Below are 16,923 nucleotides of genomic sequence, written 5' to 3'. Positions count from 1 at the left end.
CCACCCACGTCCCCCCACACCCCCCGTACCACCCGAGACGGGGTCGCACCACCTCAGGAAAGGCACTTTTCGTGCGTAACACCGCCAAGTTCACCACCGCCGTCCTCGCCACCGGAGCCCTCACCCTCGGGCTCACCGCCTGCGGCTCGGACAAGGACGCCGCCTCCGACACCTCCGGCCCGCTGGTCGTCGCCGCCAGCCCGGTCCCGCACGCCGAGATCCTCAACTACGTCAAGGACAACCTGGCGTCGGAGGCGGGCCTCGACCTGGAGGTGAAGGAGGTCACCGACTACGTCACGCCGAACACGTCGACGGAGGACGGCTCGGTGGGCGCCAACTTCTTCCAGACCAAGCCCTACCTCGACGACTTCAACCAGAAGCGCGGCACGCACATCGTGTCCGTCGTCGACGTGCACCTGGAGCCCCTCGGCCTCTACTCGAACAAGGTCGACAAGGCCGCGGACCTGAGGAACGGTGCGACCGTCGCCGTCCCGAACGACACCGTCAACGAGGGCCGCGCCCTCCAGCTCCTCGCCGCCAACGGGCTCATCACCCTCAAGGACGGCGTCGGCACCACGGCGACCCCCGCGGACATCACCAAGAACCCGAAGAACCTCAAGTTCAAGGAGCTGGAGGCGGCCACCACGCCGCGCTCCCTGAACGACGTCGACGCCGCGGTCGTCAACGGCAACTACGCCATCGAGGCCGACCTCAAGCCGGCCGAGGACGCCCTCCTCCTGGAATCCGCCAAGGGCAACCCGAACAGCAACCTGCTGGCCGTCAAGGAGGGCCAGGAGGACGACCCGCGGGTGAAGAAGCTCGCGGAGCTGCTCACGTCGCCCGAGGTGAAGAAGTTCATCGAGGACAAGTACGACGGCGCCGTCCTGCCCTCCTTCTGACCGCACCGCCGGCACCGCACCGCCCGCGCCCCACGGGGTCCACTCGGTACGGGGTCCGCTCCGAACCGGGGCGGACCCCGTGGTGTGGTTGAGTGCTCGCATGCTGCATGCTGGGCAGTTCGAGCAGGCCCTGACGGTCACACAGGTTACGGAGCGGCGCATGACGAGCACCTTCCCCAACATCTCCATCAGCACGGAGCGGTTGGTGCTGCGCCCCCTCGACGAGGACGACGTCCCCGCCCTCACCGCGATGATGAACGACGAGCAGGTCGCCGCCTGGACCCACGTCCCGCAGCCCTTCACCGAGCAGGGCGCACACACCTGGATCGGCGAGTACGCCCCCGCCGAGCGCACGGCCGGCCGGGGACTCGACCTCGCGGTCACCGAGTTCCTCACCCAGCGGCTGGTCGGCATCGTCCAGCTGACCAAGACCAACTGGCACGTACGGTCCACCGAGCTGTCGTACATCGTCGCCCCCTGGGCCAGGGGCGAGGGCTACGCCTCCGAGGCGGCGCTCGCCACCGCCCAGTGGCTCTTCGGCGACCAGAAGTTCGAACGTATCGAGCTGCGCACCGCCGCCGACAACACCGCCTCCCAGCAGGTCGCCCAGAAGATCGGCTGCATCAGCGAGGGCGTCCTGCGCAACGCCTGCATAGCCCGCGTCCGCACCGACGACGGTGTCTGGACGGACATACGCACCGACTTCATCGTGTGGAGCCTGCTGCCGGAGGACCTCGAGGGCGCGGCCGGGCACCTGACCGACACAGATGGTTTCACCACGTTCACCGACTGGAACTGATCTGGAACTGATCTGGAACTGATCCACGGGGGGCCGACTCCGCCACCGCCCCGCTCCCAGGCCGCACCAGGTACCCTCACGGGGCGCGCCGCGTACGGTTCCGCGACCACGACCTGCGAAAACCCTGGAGACTGACGACGATGGCCGACCGGGTCACGGTGATCGGCTGGGACGGTTCGCCGCTGACCGCCGCGGCACGCTCCGCACTGGGCGCCGCCACACTGGTGGCCGGAGCGGCCCACCACCTGGCACTTCCCGAGGTACCGCCCGCCGCCGAACGCATCCGCCTCGGCAGCGTCGCCCTCGCCGCCCGCCGCATCGCCGGCCACCGCGGCACGGCGGTCGTCCTCGCCGACGGCGACCCCGGCTTCTTCGGCGTCGTACGCACCCTGCGGGCCCCCGAGTTCGGCCTGGAGGTCGAGGTCGTCCCGGCGGTCTCCTCCGTGGCCACCGCCTTCGCCCGCGCCGGTATGCCCTGGGACGACGCCCATGTGGTCGTCGCCCATCCCCGCACCCTGCGACGCGCGGTGAACGTATGCCGGGCCCACACCAAGGTCGCGGTCCTCACCTCCCCCGGCGCCGGGCCGGCCGAACTCGGCCTGCTGATGGACGGCGTCCACCGCACGTTCGTCATCTGCGAGGAACTCGGCACCATCCGCGAACGGGTCACCGTCGTCACCTCCGACAAGGCCGCCGACCACACCTGGCGCGACCCGAACGTCGTCATCGTCGTCGGCGGGAGCGTCGGTCCCGGAACCGCGACCGACGGCGCCGGCTGGATCGCCGGCCGCGACCCCGCCGCCGGGCCGCGCGGCTGGGCCCTGCCGGCCAAGACGTACGGCGGCGAACTCGGCGAGGGCGAGACCGACCTGCTCCGCACGGCCCAACTCGCCCGGCTCGGGCCGCGCCTCGGCGACCTCGTGTGGGACATCGGCTGCGGCGGCGGCGCCTTCGCCACCGAGGCCGCCCGCGGCGGCGCCGCCGTCATCGCGGTCGACCGCGACGCGGACGCCTGCGCCCGCACCGAGGCCACCGCACGTCACTTCGGTACCCAGCTCCAGATCGTGCACGGGACGGCCCCGCACGTCCTGGAGGACCTCCCCGAACCCGACGTCGTCCGCGTCGGCGGCGGGGGCGCGGCCGTGGTCTCCGCGGTCGCCGACCGGCGGCCGCAGCGCATCGTCGCGCACGCCGCGACCCGTGACGCGGCCGAACTCGTCGGCAGGGACCTGACGGAGCACGGCTACCGGGTCGAGTGCGCTCTGCTGCAGTCCGTCGGGCTCGACACCCGGGCCTGGACGGAGACGGAGCGGAGCGTCGCGTTCCTGCTCAGCGGGGTCCTCCCGGACCGCGCCCCGTGATCGGGTTGTCGTACCGCGCGGGGTAGGCTGGCGGATTGTTGTACCGCACTCGGACACCCGGCCACTCGCCGGTCAATGTCCGTAGAAACCGGTCCGTTCCGGGCTGGGAGCGGTACGGCAGAACCGGAGGACGCGCAACGTGGCGCAGTCCACAGCGGGCCGTCGCGGATCAAGCTGTCGTGACGGGGGAAGGACCGCGACAATGCCACTCAATGGCTTTGTCGTCTTTTCCGGCGGGTCGTTCGTGCCGCTGGGCACGCACGCTCGTTCTTCACTGCGGGGCGGTCGGTGCGCCGTCCCGGGTGTAGCTGGTCGTAGAAGCACTAACCGATGGGCGAGGGGTTACGCATGACCGACACCGGCCAGATCCCGGGCGAGGGGCTGCCGGAGAACGCAGGCATGGTGGAGCAGCCGGGCGTCCCCGCACCCGGCGCGTACACCTACCTCTCCGAGACCACCGCCGAGGACGAGGACCTGTTGTTGCTGCCGGGAGCCCAGAGTGCCTGGGGCAACGAGGTCGCGCCACCCGCGCCGGAGCCGGTCGTCGAGACCGTGCACCAGCCGGGCCCGCACGAGATGTCCGGCCGCGACAGCGGTTCGGTCGACCTCGGCGGTGTCCGCCTGCCCGACCCGGCGCCGGCGTCCGCCCCGGTTCCGCCGCGCAGGCCCCTGCACCTCGGCCCGCCGATCCCCGACACCTCCGCGAGCCCGGTCCGCTCCCTCGCCGACCGCGGCCCGGCCGACGCGCCGGTCCGGCATGCCGGGCCGCAGACCGCCGGTCCCGAGTACCTCGACGCCCCACAGGCCGCCGCGATGCCGCCGCAGGGGGCGGCTCCGTGGGGCGCGCAGGCCGCTCCGCAGGCCGCTCCGCAGGCCGCGGAGGCTCCGGTGAACGCCGGGGCCGTGCATGCGGAAACGGTTGCTCCGGTACCGGAACCGGCGTCGGTACAGGTGCCCGAGCCGGTGGGCGCGGCCCAGGCGCTCGTGACCCGCGTGGCGACCGAGGCCGTGGCGGCGACGGGCGGGGCGGCCGGCGAGGCCGAGGCCCGGGCCGGGGACGCACCTGCCCTTGCCGAGGCACAGCCCGAGACCGTGGCCGACGGCGGCGGCGACGGCTCCGATGCCGTGCCGGCCAACGACGTGACGTACGGCCCGAAGTCACCGACCGCCAGTGACGAGGCGCACGAGCCCGTGGCCGTGGCCGAGGCGGTGGCGGGCGAGGGGCCCGCACCGGCCTCCGTCGCGCCGCCCGCCCCCGCGGCCGAAGCGGAGCAGGCCGCCGGGCCCGCCCCGGCGGAGGAACCCGTTCCGGCCCCCGGAGCGGGCACGCCGGAGCCCGCGACCGAGTCCGTCCAGGCTGCCCCACCCGCCCAGGAGGCCGCAGAGCAGCCGGTGCCGGAGGAAGCCCCGGCGGCGGCCGAGGAGGCCACCGAGGCACCCGGACCCGAGCCCGTCCAGGCGGTGGAGCCGGCCGAGGCTCCCGAGCCGCAGGAAGCCCCGCCCGCCGACGCAGCCGTAGCCCCGGACGTCCAGGCACCCGACGTGGCCGCCCCGGAGCCCGCGGAACCCGAGCCCTCCCCGGAGGTACCGGCCGCCACCGAGCAGCCGGCACCGGCAGGGGATGCGGCCGTGCAGCCCGGGCCGGAGGCACAGCCCGCCCCGGCGGAGGCCGTGCAGCCGCGGCCGGACGCGCAGTCGTCGGCCCCGCAGGAGGCAGCCGTCCCGCAGTCCGCGCCGCAGGATGCCGCCGTGCCGCAGCCGGACGTCCAGTCGGCCCCGCAGGATGCCGCCGTGCCGCAGCCGGACGTCCAGTCGGCCCCGCAGGATGCCGCCGCCCCGCAGCCGGACGTCCCCTCGGCCCCGCAGGACGTCACCGCACCGCACCCGGACGCCGAGCCCGCAGCCCAGGATCAGCCGGGCGTCCCGTCCGCAGCCCAGGACCAGCCGGACGTCCCGCCCGCCGCCCACCCGCCCGTCCCGCAGCACGCTCAGGGCCCCCAGTCCCTGATGAACGCCGGTGTACCCCAGGAAGCGGACCCGCACCACAGTGCGCCCGTGCCCGCGGAAACCGACGCGGCGCCCGCGGGCACCGGCCGGCCGGAGGCGGTCCGCCCCGACCGGCCCGTGGGGCAGCACCCCGACGACTCCGCAGGCCGGTTCGTACCGGTCGACGGCGGTCAGGTACCCACCACCCCGCGCCTCGCCCCGACACAGGCCGAAGCCCTCGTCCACCCTCCGCGAGCCCAGGCGGCCGCGCAGGCGCCGGGCCCCGTCGCCACGGTCCCCGCCCCGCGCGAAGCCGACCCGGAACTCCTCCAGACCGCCGACGACCTGGACACCCACGCCGCCGCCGACCAGGAAGACCTCGCGGCCGAGGCGGCGCAGGCCGGCCAGGCGCACCAGGAAACCGGCGAGAACCAGGAAGTCCCGCACGACATGAGCACGGCCGCGGTAGCGGAAGCACGGAGGTCCGCCGGCCCGGCGGCACCCGCCTACGACGACGCCGAACGGGCGGCCGTCCTGAAGGTCATGCGCGAACGCCGTGACATCCGCAACGGCTTCCGCAGCGACCCCATCCCCCACGAGGTGCTGCTCCGCGTCCTGGAGGCCGCCCACACCGCGCCCTCCGTCGGCCACTCGCAGCCCTGGGACTTCGTCGTCATCCGCTCCGCCGAGACGCGCCGCACCATGCACGAACTGGCGACGCGTCAGCGGGAGGCGTACGCGAAGTCCCTCCCCAAGGGCCGGGCCAAGCAGTTCAAGGAACTGAAGATCGAGGCCATCCTCGACACCCCGGTCAACATCGTCGTCACCGCCGACCAGACCCGCGGCGGCCGGCACACCCTCGGCCGGCACACGCAGCCGCAGATGGCGCCGTACTCCTCCGCGCTCGCCGTCGAGAACCTCTGGCTCGCCGCCCGCGCCGAGGGCCTCGGCGTCGGCTGGGTCAGCTTCTTCGACGAGCGCGAGATGGTCCGCGCCCTCGGCCTGCCCGAGCACCTGGACGTCGTCGCGTACCTGTGCGTGGGCTACGTCGACGAGTTCCCGGACGAGCCCGAGCTGATGCAGGCGGGCTGGTCGAAGCGACGCCCGCTGTCGTGGGTCGTGCACGAAGAGACGTACGGCCGACGCGCCCTGCCCGGAGAGGACCCCCACGACCTGCTTGCCGAGACCGTCGCACAGATCCGCCCGCTCGACGCCAAGGCGCTCGGTGAGGCCTGGGAGCGGCAGAAGCGCATGACCAAGCCGGCCGGCGCGCTCGGCATGCTGGAGATCATCTCCGCCCAGCTCTCCGGCCTGTCCCGCCAGTGCCCGCCGCCGATCCCGGAGCCCGCGGCCGTCGCGGTCTTCGCCGGTGACCACGGGGTGCACGCCCAGGGCGTCACCCCCTGGCCGCAGGAGGTCACCGCCCAGATGGTGGCCAACTTCCTGGGCGGGGGAGCGGTCTGCAACGCCTTCGCCACCCAGGTCGGCGCCGAGGTGTGCGTCGTGGACGTCGGGGTCGCCACCGACCTGCCCGCCACGCCGGGCCTGCTGCCCCGCAAGGTCCGCGCGGGCACGTCCGACATGACCGCCGGCCCCGCGATGACCCGCGAGGAGGCCAAGCAGGCCATCGAGGTCGGCATCGAGACCGCCCGCGACCTGGTCGCGGCCGGCAACAAGGCGCTGCTCACCGGCGAGATGGGCATCGCCAACACCACCGCGTCCGCCGCGCTCATCTCCGTCTTCACCGGCGCGGACCCGGCCGAGGTCACCGGCCGGGGCACCGGCATCAACGACGAGACCCTGGTCCGCAAGACCGAGGTCGTACGCCGGGCGATCGAGCTGCACCAGCCCGACCCGGCCGACCCGATCGGCGTCCTCGCCGCGGTCGGCGGTTTCGAACACGCGGCCATGGTCGGCCTGCTGCTCGGCGGCGCCTCCCTGCGCACGCCGGTGATCCTGGACGGCGTCAGCGCCGGCGCCGCCGCCCTGGTGGCCCGCGCCATCGCCCCCGAGGTCCTCGCGGCCTGCATCGCCGGCCACCGCAGCGCCGAGCCCGGCCACGTCGCAGCCCTCAACAAGCTCGGCCTGCGCCCGCTGGTCGACCTGGACCTCCGCCTCGGCGAGGGCACCGGGGCGCTGCTCGCCCTGCCGATGGTGCAGAGCACCGCGCGGGCGATGCACGAGGTCGCGACGTTCGACTCGGCGGGCGTCACCGAGAAGTAGCCCCGCGGCGGGGGAGGGGCGGCACGGCGCAGAACCGGCGCCGCCCCGCCCCCGCTGTACGGCGAACCGCCCCACCGCGCACCGCGGGTCCCCGGGCCACTGTGCGTCCGCGCGCCTCACGGATACCCGCGCATCCACACGTCTCATAGAATCCGCACGTCAGGGCCGCTCCAGAGCCGCAGCGCCCACCGCACCGCCAGGACGAGGAGCCCTCCCTCATGGCCGAACACCCCGCCTACCCCGTAGGCCTCCGCCTCACCGGCCGTCGCGTGGTCGTCCTCGGCGGCGGTCAGGTCGCCCAGCGCCGCCTGCCCGCCCTCATCGCCGCGGGAGCCGACATCCGCCTCGTCTCGCCCGAGGCGACCCCGTCGGTCGAGGCCATGGCGGACGCGGGCGAGATCGCCTGGGAGCGTCGCGCCTACGCGGAAGGCGACCTCGCGGACGCCTGGTACGCCCTGATCGCCACCAGCGACACCGAGGCCAACGCCGCCGCGTCCGCCGAGGCCGAGCGCCACCGCGTGTGGTGCGTCCGGTCCGACGACGCGGACCGGGCCACGGCCTGGACCCCGGCGACCGGCCACAGCGAGGGCGTCACCGTCGCCGTGCTCACCACGAACGCGCGCGGCCGGGATCCCCGCCACACCGCCGCCATCCGCGACGCGGTGGTGGAGGGCCTGCGCGACGGCACCCTCGTCGCCCCGCACCACCGCACGCGCACCGCCGGAGTCGCCCTGGTCGGCGGCGGCCCCGGTGACCCGGACCTGATCACCGTCCGGGGCCGCCGCCTGCTCGCCGGGGCCGACGTCGTCATCGCCGACCGGCTCGGCCCTCGCGACCTGCTCGCCGAGCTGCCGCCGCACGTCGAGGTCATCGACGCGGCGAAGATCCCGTACGGCCGTTTCATGGCCCAGGAGGCCATCAACAACGCGCTGATCGAGCACGCCAAGCAGGGCAAGGCGGTCGTACGGCTGAAGGGCGGCGACCCGTTCGTCTTCGGCCGGGGCATGGAGGAGGCGCAGGCACTGGCCGAGGCAGGCATCCCGTGCACCGTCGTCCCCGGCATCTCCAGCTCCGTCTCGGTCCCGGGCGCGGCCGGCATCCCGGTCACCCACCGGGGCGTCGCCCACGAGTTCACCGTGGTCAGCGGGCACGTCGCCCCCGACGACGAGCGCTCCCTGGTCGACTGGCCGTCCCTCGCCAAACTCACCGGCACGCTCGTGATCCTCATGGGCGTCGACAAGATCGGCAGGATCGCCGAAACCCTCGTCGCGCACGGCAAGTCCCCCGAGACCCCGGTCGCCCTCGTCCAGGAGGGCACGACGGCCGCCCAGCGCCGCGTGGACGCCACCCTCGCCACGGTCGCCGAGACGGTCGTCGCGCAGGAGGTCAGGCCGCCCGCCGTCATCGTCGTCGGCGAGGTCGTCGGCGTCGGCCCGCACGGGACGGCGTGACATGACCGATCTGATCACGATCGACGACCCCGACGACCCGCGCCTGCACGACTACACCGGCCTGACCGACGTCGAACTGCGCCGCCGGCGCGAACCCGCCGAGGGCCTGTTCATCGCCGAGGGCGAGAAGGTCATCCGGCGGGCCGGCGAGGCCGGCTACGCGATGCGGTCGATGCTGCTCTCCGCCAAGTGGGTCGACACCATGCGCGACATCATCGACGAGGCGCCCGCCCCGGTGTACGTCGTCGACCCGGCGCTCGCCGAACGGGTCACCGGCTACCACGTGCACCGCGGCGCGCTCGCCTCCATGCAGCGCAAGCCGCTGCCCGCGGTGGCCGGCCTGCTGCCCACCGCCCGCCGGGTCGTCGTCATGGAGTCGGTCAACGACCACACCAACATCGGCGCCGTCTTCCGCTCCGCCGCTGCCCTCGGCATGGACGCGGTCCTGCTCTCCCCGGACTGTGCGGACCCCCTGTACCGGCGCAGCGTGAAGGTGTCGATGGGCGCCGTCTTCTCCGTACCGTACGCCCGCCTGGACACCTGGCCGGCCGGTCTGGAGACGGTCCGTGAGGCGGGCTTCACGCTCCTCGCCCTCACCCCCGACGAACGGGCCGAGCCTCTCGACGAGGTCGCCCCGCACCGGATGGACCGGGTGGCCCTCATGCTGGGCGCCGAGGGCGACGGCCTGTCCCGGCGGGCCCTGGCGGCGTCCGACACGTGGGTCCGCATCCCGATGTCCCACGGCGTCGACTCCCTCAACGTGGGCGCGGCGGCAGCGGTCGCCTTCTACGCGGTGGCGACGGGCCGGCCCTCGGCCTAGAAGGCCGCCGCCGACCGCCCGAGCACAGGAGCCGCAACGCGCTCGGCCGCTGCGGCTTCCCCCCCCGGCGTTCCCCAAGGCCCTACAGCCCAAGGTCCTACAGCCCGGGAGCCTGCCGTCCGGGAGCGTCACCCCGTACGTCCACCTGTACCTGCTGCGTCCGAACGCCGTTCCGGTCGTCGCCGAGCCCCTGCGACGGCCCCTGGCAGCCCTGTGCGGCGGCGATGCCCAGCGCGACCAGCAGTGTCACGACCACGAACACGAACAGGCGCTGCCGCAGCAGCCGCGGGTTGGCGGGCCGCCGCCATCCGGTCCCGGTGGTCCTCGGCGCCGTACGGCCGGCTCCGCCGCGCGGCGCGGGCCGGCCGCCGCTGTCGTTGCGGGAGGTGTTCCGGCCGGTGTTGTTGCGGGAGGCGGGCGTGGGCCGTGACCCGGACCGTGCGCCCGCTCCGCCGCCGCGCGAGGCGCCCGTGCCCCGGGCGGCGGACCCGTTGCGCGACGGCGTGCCACCACGCGAGGGGGCGCCACCGCGTGACGGGTCGCCACCGCGCGCGGACCCCGGCCCCCGGCCCGCCCCGGACGTGTTCCGCGGTGCGGGCGTGCCCGGTGCGCCCGGCCGGCCCTGCGGACGCCGCTGACCACGCTCCGGATAGGTGTCGGCGAGCCGCCCCGTGGGCCGGTCGGCCTCCGAGCTGCGCGGCGCGGGCGGCCGCACGTCGGCCAGGCCCTGGGCTTCCCGGGTGGCGATCTCCTTGAGCCGCAGCGACAGTTGCAGGGTGCTGGGGCGCTCCTCGGGGTCCTTGGCCAGGCACGCCCGCACCAGCGGGGCGATGGCGTCGGGGACACCCTGCAGATGGGCCTCCTCGTGCACCACGCGGTAGAGCATCACCTCGGAACTGCCGTGACCGAAGGGCGAGTCGCCCATCGACGCGTACGCCAGTGTGGCGCCGAGCGAGAACACGTCCGTGGCCGGCGTGACCGCCGCCCCGCGCACCTGCTCCGGCGCGAGGAAGCCGGGGGAGCCGACCGCGGTGCCGACGTGTGTGAGTGTCGAGGCGCCCGTCGCCCAGGCGATGCCGAAGTCGATGATCCGCGGTCCCTTCGGGGACAGCAGGATGTTGGACGGTTTGAGGTCCCGGTGCACCACACCGGCCTCGTGCACCGCGACCAGTCCCTCGGACAGGGCGGCGCCCACGGCGGCGACGTCCGCCGCGCCGAGCGGCCCCCCGTCGACGACCTTGTCGTGCAGGGAGGGGCCGGGCACGTACTGCGTGGCGAACCAGGGACGCTCCGCGTCCAGATCCGCGGCGACCAGCCGCGCGGTGCAGCCACCGCGGATGCGCCGGGCGGCCGAGACCTCGCGGGCGAACCGTGAGCGGAACTCCTGGTCCTCGGCCAGATCAGGCCGGATGACCTTCAGCGCGACCCGCTGCCCCTTCTTGTCGGAGCCCAGGTAGACCACGCCCATTCCACCCGCGCCGAGCCGCCTGTGAAGCCTGAACGAGCCGACGACGCGCGGGTCCTCGCGCCTCAGGCGCATCATCGCCATGTTCATCCCCGCTGCCCGGTCCCTGTGACGTGCCACAGCTTACGTTTCCACGGCCGTCCGCGCGCAGAGGCCGCGCCCTCTCGGAGCGACGGATTGTCAGTGCGGGACGGGAGAGTTGAGATGCGGCCGGGGAACGGGGGAGCGGGCCGGCCCCGACCCGTCGGGGCGTCCAATCGGCCTCCGTGGGACGGGCATTGGACCAGGAGGGGACGTCCAAGAGGACACGGTCGAAGACGCCGTGGAGACGCCCCGCACCCGCGGCGTGGTGGCGGGCGCGGCCCCGCGCCGGGCGGGGGCGGGGGCGCGCGGGGAGTCGGCGGAAGTGAGCGATGTCACCGGACGGCGCGGAGATACCGGGGCACGGCGGGCGCCCTCTCCGGGAAGACCCCGAGACCCGGGCCCCGGTCTCCACCCAGGGGAGTACACCGCAGGTCATGGCTCATCCTCCGGGAGGCCCGGCATTCGGTACGAGGGCATGACGTCGGGCGATCGCCGGACGCCTAGATTTGAGGTCAAGCGGCGGGTGCAGCACTCGTCCCCCGAGGTCGGACGCCCGCCGCTGCCCAAGACAACGGAATCGGTCAGGAGAGGGACCATGGCCCAGACGGTACCGCGGACGCTGGTCCGCACACGGGAAAGCCGCCGTCAGGGACGCCGTCACCCCTTGGTGGCGACGCTCATGGCCCTGCCCCTGGCGGCCCTGCTCCTCCTCGTCTTCGACGGGTGGGAGACGGTGGCCACACAGGCGTCGTCCGTGGGTGTGATGCTGGGGCGCTGAGCGGCGACCCCAGGCCCGGAAGAGCGGTCCGGGCGGGGACATCCATCCATGAAACCCCGTGGGGACGGGGGTGCGGCGGACGGCAAAATGCCGGCGCAGCTGGGGAGCTGCGCCGGCATTGCTTTTGCCGCCGAGGCCGACGGCGGAGGGGCGGGCGGACCCCTGCGTACTCTCACCCGGTGACCACGGACGCCCTCCTGCCCGCTCTCGCCGCCCGCGTCAGGGCGGCGGCCCACGCCCGTACCCCGGCCTGCCCCTGCGGTGCGACCACCCTCTCGGACCCGGCTCCGCCCGACGCGGCCCTCGCCGACGCCACCCTCGCCGACCGCCCCGACGCCACCGTCGTCCGGCACGCCGGCACCGTGGCCAAGGCCCATGCGGTGGACGCCGACCCCGCGGAGCTGGCCCTCCGTGTCACCGTCGCCGCCCGGCTCCCCGGCATCCTGCTGCCCCCGCTCGGCCCGACGCCCGTCACCCTGCACGGGCGGCTCGTCACCTATTGGCCGTACGGCACCCCCGTGGACCCGGAGGACCCGGACGCGGCGCCCTGGGAGGCCGCGGCCACCCTGCTCGCCCGCCTCCACCGGACGCCGGCCCCCGCCGCCGTACCTCCCATGCGGGGCCCCGCGAAGGCGGCCGATGCCGTCGCCCGCCTCCGGGCCGTCGCCCCGCGCCACCCCGCCACCGCTCCCGTACTGCACGCCTGGGCCGCTCTCCCCGACTGGGCCCGGGGCGAGTCCGCCATGCCGGACACCACCACCCTCTGCCACGGCGACCTCCACCTCGGCCAGCTCATACGCCACCCCGCGCCCGAAGGCCCCTGGCTGCTGATCGACGTCGACGACCTCGGCACCGGCGTTCCGGCCTGGGATCTGGCCCGCCCGGCGGCCTGGTACGCCTGCGGGCTGCTCGCGCCCGACGAGTGGCACCGCTTCCTGACCGCCTACCGCACGGCCGGCGGCCCGGCCGTGCCGCCCGACGCGGACCCCTGGACCGCACTGGACGTCCCGGCCCGCGCCCTCACCGCGCAGACCGCCGCCCGGGCCGTCACCAAGGCGGTCGCGGCGGGCCGCGGCCTGGACGAGGTGGAACAGTCACTGGTCGACGCGTGCGCGCGGATGGCTTCCGTCCGCCCCTGAGCCCCGCGCGGTCGAGTCGAAGTTCCGCGACGTAGGGTGCAACCGACCCGCAGCCGGGCAGAGTCTGTCCTGGCGACACGCGAAGCAGGACCGACCGGCGAGGAGTTGAGCCGAGCATGCAGTGCCCCAAGTGCCACGCACCGATGCACACCTACAACCGCAACGGCGTTCAGATCGAGCAGTGCAGTGGCTGCCGCGGGATCTTTCTCGACTACGGCGAGCTGGAGTCGCTGACCCGCCTGGAGGCCCAGTGGTCCCAGCCCGCTCCGCCGCCCCCTCCCGCCGCCCCGCAGGCCTACCCGGCCGCTCCGGCTCCCGCCTGGGGCGCCCCGCACGCCGGCCACGGCCACCACGGTCACCACCGTCAGAAGGGCTTCGGCCGCATGCTCTTCTCCAGCTGAGCCGGCAGACCCGACTGATCCGGCTGAGCCGGGCTGGTACAGGCTGATCCGGGCTGATCCGGATCGCCGGCTCAGCCCGGGTACGACCCGAGCACGGCACGACGAAGCCCCCGACCGTACGAGACGGCCGGGGGCTTCGCTGGATGTGGACGATACTGGGATTGAACCAGTGACCTCTTCCGTGTCAGGGAAGCGCTCTCCCGCTGAGCTAATCGTCCTGGGAGTGCTGCGTGCGCGATACTGGGATTGAACCAGTGACCTCTTCCGTGTCAGGGAAGCGCTCTCCCGCTGAGCTAATCGCGCGGGGATCCTTGCGGATCAGTGGACGATACTGGGATTGAACCAGTGACCTCTTCCGTGTCAGGGAAGCGCTCTCCCGCTGAGCTAATCGTCCTTGGAGGTGGAGACGGGATTTGAACCCGTGTAGACGGCTTTGCAGGCCGTTGCCTCGCCTCTCGGCCACTCCACCAGGAGTGCAGAAGGCCCGGGAGGCCCCCTGTTCCTGCGAGCGGACGACGAGGTTCGAACTCGCGACCTCAACCTTGGCAAGGTTGCGCTCTACCAACTGAGCTACGTCCGCCTGTCGGTTCGGTCCGCTTCCGCGTCCCGGCGACGTCATGAACTCTAGCGGATTCCGGGGCCAGCACAAAAACGCGTTTGTGCAGCGTGCTGCGGTGCCTCCGCTCGCGGACCTGGTCAGGGCACCCGGAAGGACACGTTCGGGCCACCTGGGAGTCACCGGCCTAGACTCGACCACGTGCTCGACCTCCCTCCCCTCGCCCGCTTCGGCGACCGGCTCGCCACCGGCCTCCTCGACGTCACGAGCGACCCCGCCGCCCTCGACTCGAGGGGTTTCTGGGCCGTCTGCGCGGACTTCGAGTCCCGCCTGACCTGCGCACGCTTCGCGGAGGTGCGGACGGAGCCGGTACCGGCACCGGTCCCGGGCGGGTGGCGGGGACCGGCCGCCGGTGACTGGACGACCTCCCTCGACCGCGCCGCGTACACGGCGGCCGTACGGCGCATCCGCGAGCACATAGCCGCCGGCGAGGTCTATCAGGCCAACCTCTGCCGGGTGCTCTCGGCGCCCGTCGCCGCCGGCGCCGACGTGGACGCCCTCACCGCCCTGCTGGCCCGCGGCAACCCGGCGCCGTACGCCGGAACGATCCGGCTGCCCGGGCACGGCGTCGAGATCGCCACCGCGTCGCCCGAGCTGTTCCTGCGCCGGGACGGCCGGACCGTCGAGTCCGGGCCGATCAAGGGCACCGGGCGGACCGAGGCGGACCTGCTGGAGAAGGACTACGCCGAGAACGTGATGATCGTGGACCTGGTCCGCAACGACATCGGGCGGGTCTGCGCCACGGGGACCGTGACCGTGCCCGACCTGTGCGCCGTCGAGAAGCACCCGGGTCTCGTGCACCTGGTGTCGGCCGTGCGCGGCGAGCTGCGCGCGGACGTCGGCTGGCCGGAGCTGCTCGACGCGGCCTTCCCACCGGGATCCGTCACCGGCGCACCCAAGTCGAGCGCCCTGCGGATCATCGACGCGCTGGAGACCGCGCCCCGGGGCCCGTACTGCGGGGGAATCGGCTGGGTCGACGCCGACCGGGGAACCGGGGAGCTGGCCGTCGGCATCCGCACCTTCTGGATCGACCGCGCCGCGGGGCTGCTGCGCTTCGGCACCGGCGCCGGCATCACCTGGGGGTCCGACCCCGAGGGGGAGTGGCGGGAGACCGAACTCAAGGCGTCCCGGCTGCTCGCGGTAGCGTCGGGCGCGTACGAGGCGAACGGAAGCGGAGAGGCGCTACTGACGTGAAGATCTGGCTCGACGGCGGGCTGCAGGACCTCGAGTCCGCCCGCGTCTCCGTCCTCGACCACGGGCTGACCGTGGGCGACGGCATCTTCGAGACGGTGAAGGCGGTGGACGGCAGGCCGTTCGCGCTGACCCGGCACCTCGACCGGCTGACCCGCTCGGCCCGTGGCCTGGGTCTGCCCGACCCCGACCTCGACGAGGTGCGCCGCGCCTGCGCCGCCGTCCTCGAGGCCAACCCCATGCCCCTGGGCAGGCTGCGCATCACCTACACCGGCGGCCACGGCCCGCTGGGCTCCGACCGCGGCGAGCACGGCCCGACCCTCGTCGTCGCCCTCGGTGAGAGCGGCCGCCGCCCCGACTCCACGGCCGTCGTCACGGTGCCCTGGACCCGCAACGAGCGCGGCGCCCTCACCGGCCTGAAGACCACCTCCTACGCCGAGAACGTCGTCGCCCTCGCCCGTGCCCGCGAACGGGGCGCCACCGAGGCACTGTTCGGCAACACGGTGGGGCAGCTGTGCGAGGGCACCGGGTCGAACGTCTTCGTCGTCCTCGACGGCGAGATCCACACCCCGCCGGTCGCCTCCGGCTGCCTCGCCGGAATCACCCGCGCCCTGGCCGTCGAGTGGACCGGCGCCCGGGAGACCGACCTCCCGCTGGACGTCCTGGACCGCGCCGACGAGGTCTTCCTGACCTCCACACTCCGCGACGTCCAGGCCGTGCACCGCGTCGACGACCGCGAACTCCCGGGCGCCCCGGGCCCGGTGACCGCCAAGGCCATGCGGATCTTCGAGGAGCGGTCCGGGGACGACCTGGATCCGTAACCGCGGATATTCGGCTGCACTTCGCATCCCCGGCGGGTAGAACACCCGTGATGACCACGACCCTGCGGCCGACCGAGCCGCTTCAGCGCGCCGCCGACGGGACGCGTTCACGCCGCTACCAGGTGTGCGTGAACGGCCGTCCCGCCGGCGCGATACACCTCGGCACCTCGCGCGCCTTCGGCGGCTCGGTGGCCGTCATCCACAAGCTGCGCATCGACGAACCGGACCGCCGGCGCGGCCGGGGCACGGTGGCCGCCCTCGCGGCCGAGGAGATCGCGCGCGGCTGGGGCTGCCGGCAGATCGAGGCGAGCGTCGCCCCCGACGCCGAGGCGGGCCGGCGACTCGCCTCGGCGCTCGGCTACGTCCTGCGCACCCGCGGCATGACCAAGCCGCTCGGCGACACCCCGCCCGCCCTGCCCGAGGGCAGCCGCGCACGGCCCATGCGACCGGACGAGTTCGAGGCCTGGCGTGTCTACGAGTCGGAGCAGTACGCCCGGACCTGGATCGAGCGGGGAGTGCCCGAGGCCGAGGCGTACGCCAAGGCACGCAGCGATCACGAGACGCTGCTGCCACAGGGGCTGGACACCGAGAACATGCTGTTCAGCGTGTTGGAGCACGAGGGGACGCGGGTCGGCGTCCTGTGGCTGGCGCTGAGCGAGGACCGGGCCTACGTCTTCGACGTCGAGGCCGAGGCCGCCCACCGGGGCCGGGGGCACGGCCGTACGCTGATGCTGCTGGCCGAGACCCAGGCGATCGCCGCGGGCCGGCCACTGATCGGCCTCAACGTCTTCGCGGGCAACACCGCGGCCGAACGGCTCTACGAGTCGCTCGGTTACGGGACCACGCGGTACAGCTTCTACAAACCGTTGTAGCGGCGGCGGGCGGAGGC

13 protein-coding genes and 5 tRNA genes are annotated in these 16,923 nt (G+C 74.0%); 12 read left to right on the top strand and 6 right to left on the bottom strand.

Annotated features, from left to right (window positions below; all coding sequences use genetic code 11):
* Positions 1-71 precede the first annotated feature (71 nt).
* The 6 genes from ACP4J0_RS24560 to ACP4J0_RS24535 all read left to right on the top strand — a co-directional run bounded on the left by ACP4J0_RS24560 (position 72) and on the right by ACP4J0_RS24535 (position 9,539).
* Positions 72-899 (top strand): MetQ/NlpA family ABC transporter substrate-binding protein, encoded by an 828-nt coding sequence (locus ACP4J0_RS24560; RefSeq protein WP_426600832.1) that lies wholly within the window; start codon positions 72-74, stop codon positions 897-899.
* Between the two features lie 160 nt (positions 900-1,059).
* Positions 1,060-1,698 carry a GNAT family N-acetyltransferase gene (locus ACP4J0_RS24555; protein WP_426600831.1) on the top strand — a complete coding sequence of 213 codons (639 nt, stop codon included), beginning with the start codon at positions 1,060-1,062 and terminating at the stop codon, positions 1,696-1,698.
* A 140-nt stretch (positions 1,699-1,838) separates the two neighbouring features.
* Entirely contained in the window at positions 1,839-3,059 is a 1,221-nt protein-coding gene (gene cbiE / locus ACP4J0_RS24550; protein WP_426600830.1) for a precorrin-6y C5,15-methyltransferase (decarboxylating) subunit CbiE, read from the top strand.
* Between the two features lie 348 nt (positions 3,060-3,407).
* Positions 3,408-7,268: a nicotinate-nucleotide--dimethylbenzimidazole phosphoribosyltransferase gene (cobT, locus tag ACP4J0_RS24545; RefSeq protein ID WP_426600829.1), complete on the top strand. Its 3,861-nt coding sequence runs from the start codon at positions 3,408-3,410 to the stop codon at positions 7,266-7,268.
* A gap of 218 nt (positions 7,269-7,486) precedes the next feature.
* Positions 7,487-8,719 carry a uroporphyrinogen-III C-methyltransferase gene (cobA, locus tag ACP4J0_RS24540; RefSeq protein WP_426600828.1) on the top strand — a complete coding sequence of 411 codons (1,233 nt, stop codon included), beginning with the start codon at positions 7,487-7,489 and terminating at the stop codon, positions 8,717-8,719.
* A 1-nt stretch (position 8,720) separates the two neighbouring features.
* Positions 8,721-9,539 carry a TrmH family RNA methyltransferase gene (locus ACP4J0_RS24535; protein ID WP_426600827.1) on the top strand — a complete coding sequence of 273 codons (819 nt, stop codon included), beginning with the start codon at positions 8,721-8,723 and terminating at the stop codon, positions 9,537-9,539.
* A 97-nt stretch (positions 9,540-9,636) separates the two neighbouring features.
* Here ACP4J0_RS24535 and ACP4J0_RS24530 read toward each other — a convergent pair whose 3' ends face one another.
* Positions 9,637-11,094, bottom strand: a complete 1,458-nt coding sequence (locus ACP4J0_RS24530) for a protein kinase domain-containing protein (RefSeq protein WP_426600857.1) — start codon at positions 11,092-11,094, stop codon at positions 9,637-9,639.
* Positions 11,095-11,683: 589 nt separating this feature from the next.
* Here ACP4J0_RS24530 and ACP4J0_RS24525 point away from each other — a divergent pair.
* From ACP4J0_RS24525 to ACP4J0_RS24515, 3 genes are all read left to right on the top strand, one after another.
* The gene (locus ACP4J0_RS24525) at positions 11,684-11,866 is read left to right on the top strand and encodes a hypothetical protein (protein WP_279565064.1); all 183 of its coding nucleotides are present in this window, start codon (positions 11,684-11,686) and stop codon (positions 11,864-11,866) included.
* Between the two features lie 179 nt (positions 11,867-12,045).
* On the top strand, positions 12,046-13,005 hold the full coding sequence (locus ACP4J0_RS24520; protein ID WP_426600826.1) for a phosphotransferase family protein: 960 nt from the start codon (positions 12,046-12,048) through the stop codon (positions 13,003-13,005).
* Between the two features lie 116 nt (positions 13,006-13,121).
* Positions 13,122-13,406 carry a zf-TFIIB domain-containing protein gene (locus ACP4J0_RS24515; RefSeq protein WP_426518768.1) on the top strand — a complete coding sequence of 95 codons (285 nt, stop codon included), beginning with the start codon at positions 13,122-13,124 and terminating at the stop codon, positions 13,404-13,406.
* 146 nt (positions 13,407-13,552) lie between these two features.
* Here ACP4J0_RS24515 and ACP4J0_RS24510 read toward each other — a convergent pair.
* From ACP4J0_RS24510 to ACP4J0_RS24490, 5 genes are all read right to left on the bottom strand, one after another.
* Positions 13,553-13,624, bottom strand: a tRNA-Val gene (locus ACP4J0_RS24510).
* 13 nt (positions 13,625-13,637) lie between these two features.
* Positions 13,638-13,709: transfer RNA gene (locus tag ACP4J0_RS24505), tRNA-Val, on the bottom strand.
* 19 nt (positions 13,710-13,728) lie between these two features.
* Positions 13,729-13,800 (bottom strand) — tRNA-Val (locus ACP4J0_RS24500).
* 1 nt (position 13,801) lies between these two features.
* Positions 13,802-13,875, bottom strand: a tRNA-Cys gene (locus ACP4J0_RS24495).
* A 38-nt stretch (positions 13,876-13,913) separates the two neighbouring features.
* Positions 13,914-13,986: transfer RNA gene (locus tag ACP4J0_RS24490), tRNA-Gly, on the bottom strand.
* A 177-nt stretch (positions 13,987-14,163) separates the two neighbouring features.
* On the opposite strand from ACP4J0_RS24490, the gene ACP4J0_RS24485 reads away from it, so the two are divergent.
* The 3 genes from ACP4J0_RS24485 to ACP4J0_RS24475 are packed head-to-tail and all read left to right on the top strand — an operon-like array spanning position 14,164 to position 16,906.
* The gene (locus ACP4J0_RS24485; protein WP_426600825.1) at positions 14,164-15,216 is read left to right on the top strand and encodes a chorismate-binding protein; all 1,053 of its coding nucleotides are present in this window, start codon (positions 14,164-14,166) and stop codon (positions 15,214-15,216) included.
* On the top strand, positions 15,213-16,034 hold the full coding sequence (locus tag ACP4J0_RS24480) for an aminotransferase class IV (protein WP_426600824.1): 822 nt from the start codon (positions 15,213-15,215) through the stop codon (positions 16,032-16,034). Before ACP4J0_RS24485 ends, ACP4J0_RS24480 begins: the two co-directional genes overlap by 4 nt.
* 50 nt (positions 16,035-16,084) lie before the next feature.
* The gene (locus ACP4J0_RS24475; protein WP_426600823.1) at positions 16,085-16,906 is read left to right on the top strand and encodes a GNAT family N-acetyltransferase; all 822 of its coding nucleotides are present in this window, start codon (positions 16,085-16,087) and stop codon (positions 16,904-16,906) included.
* Positions 16,907-16,923 lie beyond the last annotated feature (17 nt).

The sequence above is a fragment of the Streptomyces sp. WG7 genome, from assembly GCF_049975785.1.
GTDB lineage: Bacteria > Actinomycetota > Actinomycetes > Streptomycetales > Streptomycetaceae > Streptomyces.
The sequence above is the reverse complement of the archived record's forward strand: the minus strand, read 5'-3'. Positions and strand labels throughout refer to the sequence as shown.

What these genes read in the sequence shown, in the direction of transcription:
- ACP4J0_RS24515 (WP_426518768.1), top strand. Translation starts at nt 13,122, where the DNA reads ATGCAGTGCCCCAAGTGCCACGCACCGATGCACACCTACAACCGCAAC.
- cobT (WP_426600829.1), top strand. Translation starts at nt 3,408, where the DNA reads ATGACCGACACCGGCCAGATCCCGGGCGAGGGGCTGCCGGAGAACGCA.
- ACP4J0_RS24535 (WP_426600827.1), top strand. Translation starts at nt 8,721, where the DNA reads ATGACCGATCTGATCACGATCGACGACCCCGACGACCCGCGCCTGCAC.
- ACP4J0_RS24475 (WP_426600823.1), top strand. Translation starts at nt 16,085, where the DNA reads ATGACCACGACCCTGCGGCCGACCGAGCCGCTTCAGCGCGCCGCCGAC.
- ACP4J0_RS24555 (WP_426600831.1), top strand. Translation starts at nt 1,060, where the DNA reads ATGACGAGCACCTTCCCCAACATCTCCATCAGCACGGAGCGGTTGGTG.
- ACP4J0_RS24530 (WP_426600857.1), bottom strand. Translation starts at nt 11,094, where the DNA reads ATGAACATGGCGATGATGCGCCTGAGGCGCGAGGACCCGCGCGTCGTC.
- cbiE (WP_426600830.1), top strand. Translation starts at nt 1,839, where the DNA reads ATGGCCGACCGGGTCACGGTGATCGGCTGGGACGGTTCGCCGCTGACC.
- cobA (WP_426600828.1), top strand. Translation starts at nt 7,487, where the DNA reads ATGGCCGAACACCCCGCCTACCCCGTAGGCCTCCGCCTCACCGGCCGT.
- ACP4J0_RS24525 (WP_279565064.1), top strand. Translation starts at nt 11,684, where the DNA reads ATGGCCCAGACGGTACCGCGGACGCTGGTCCGCACACGGGAAAGCCGC.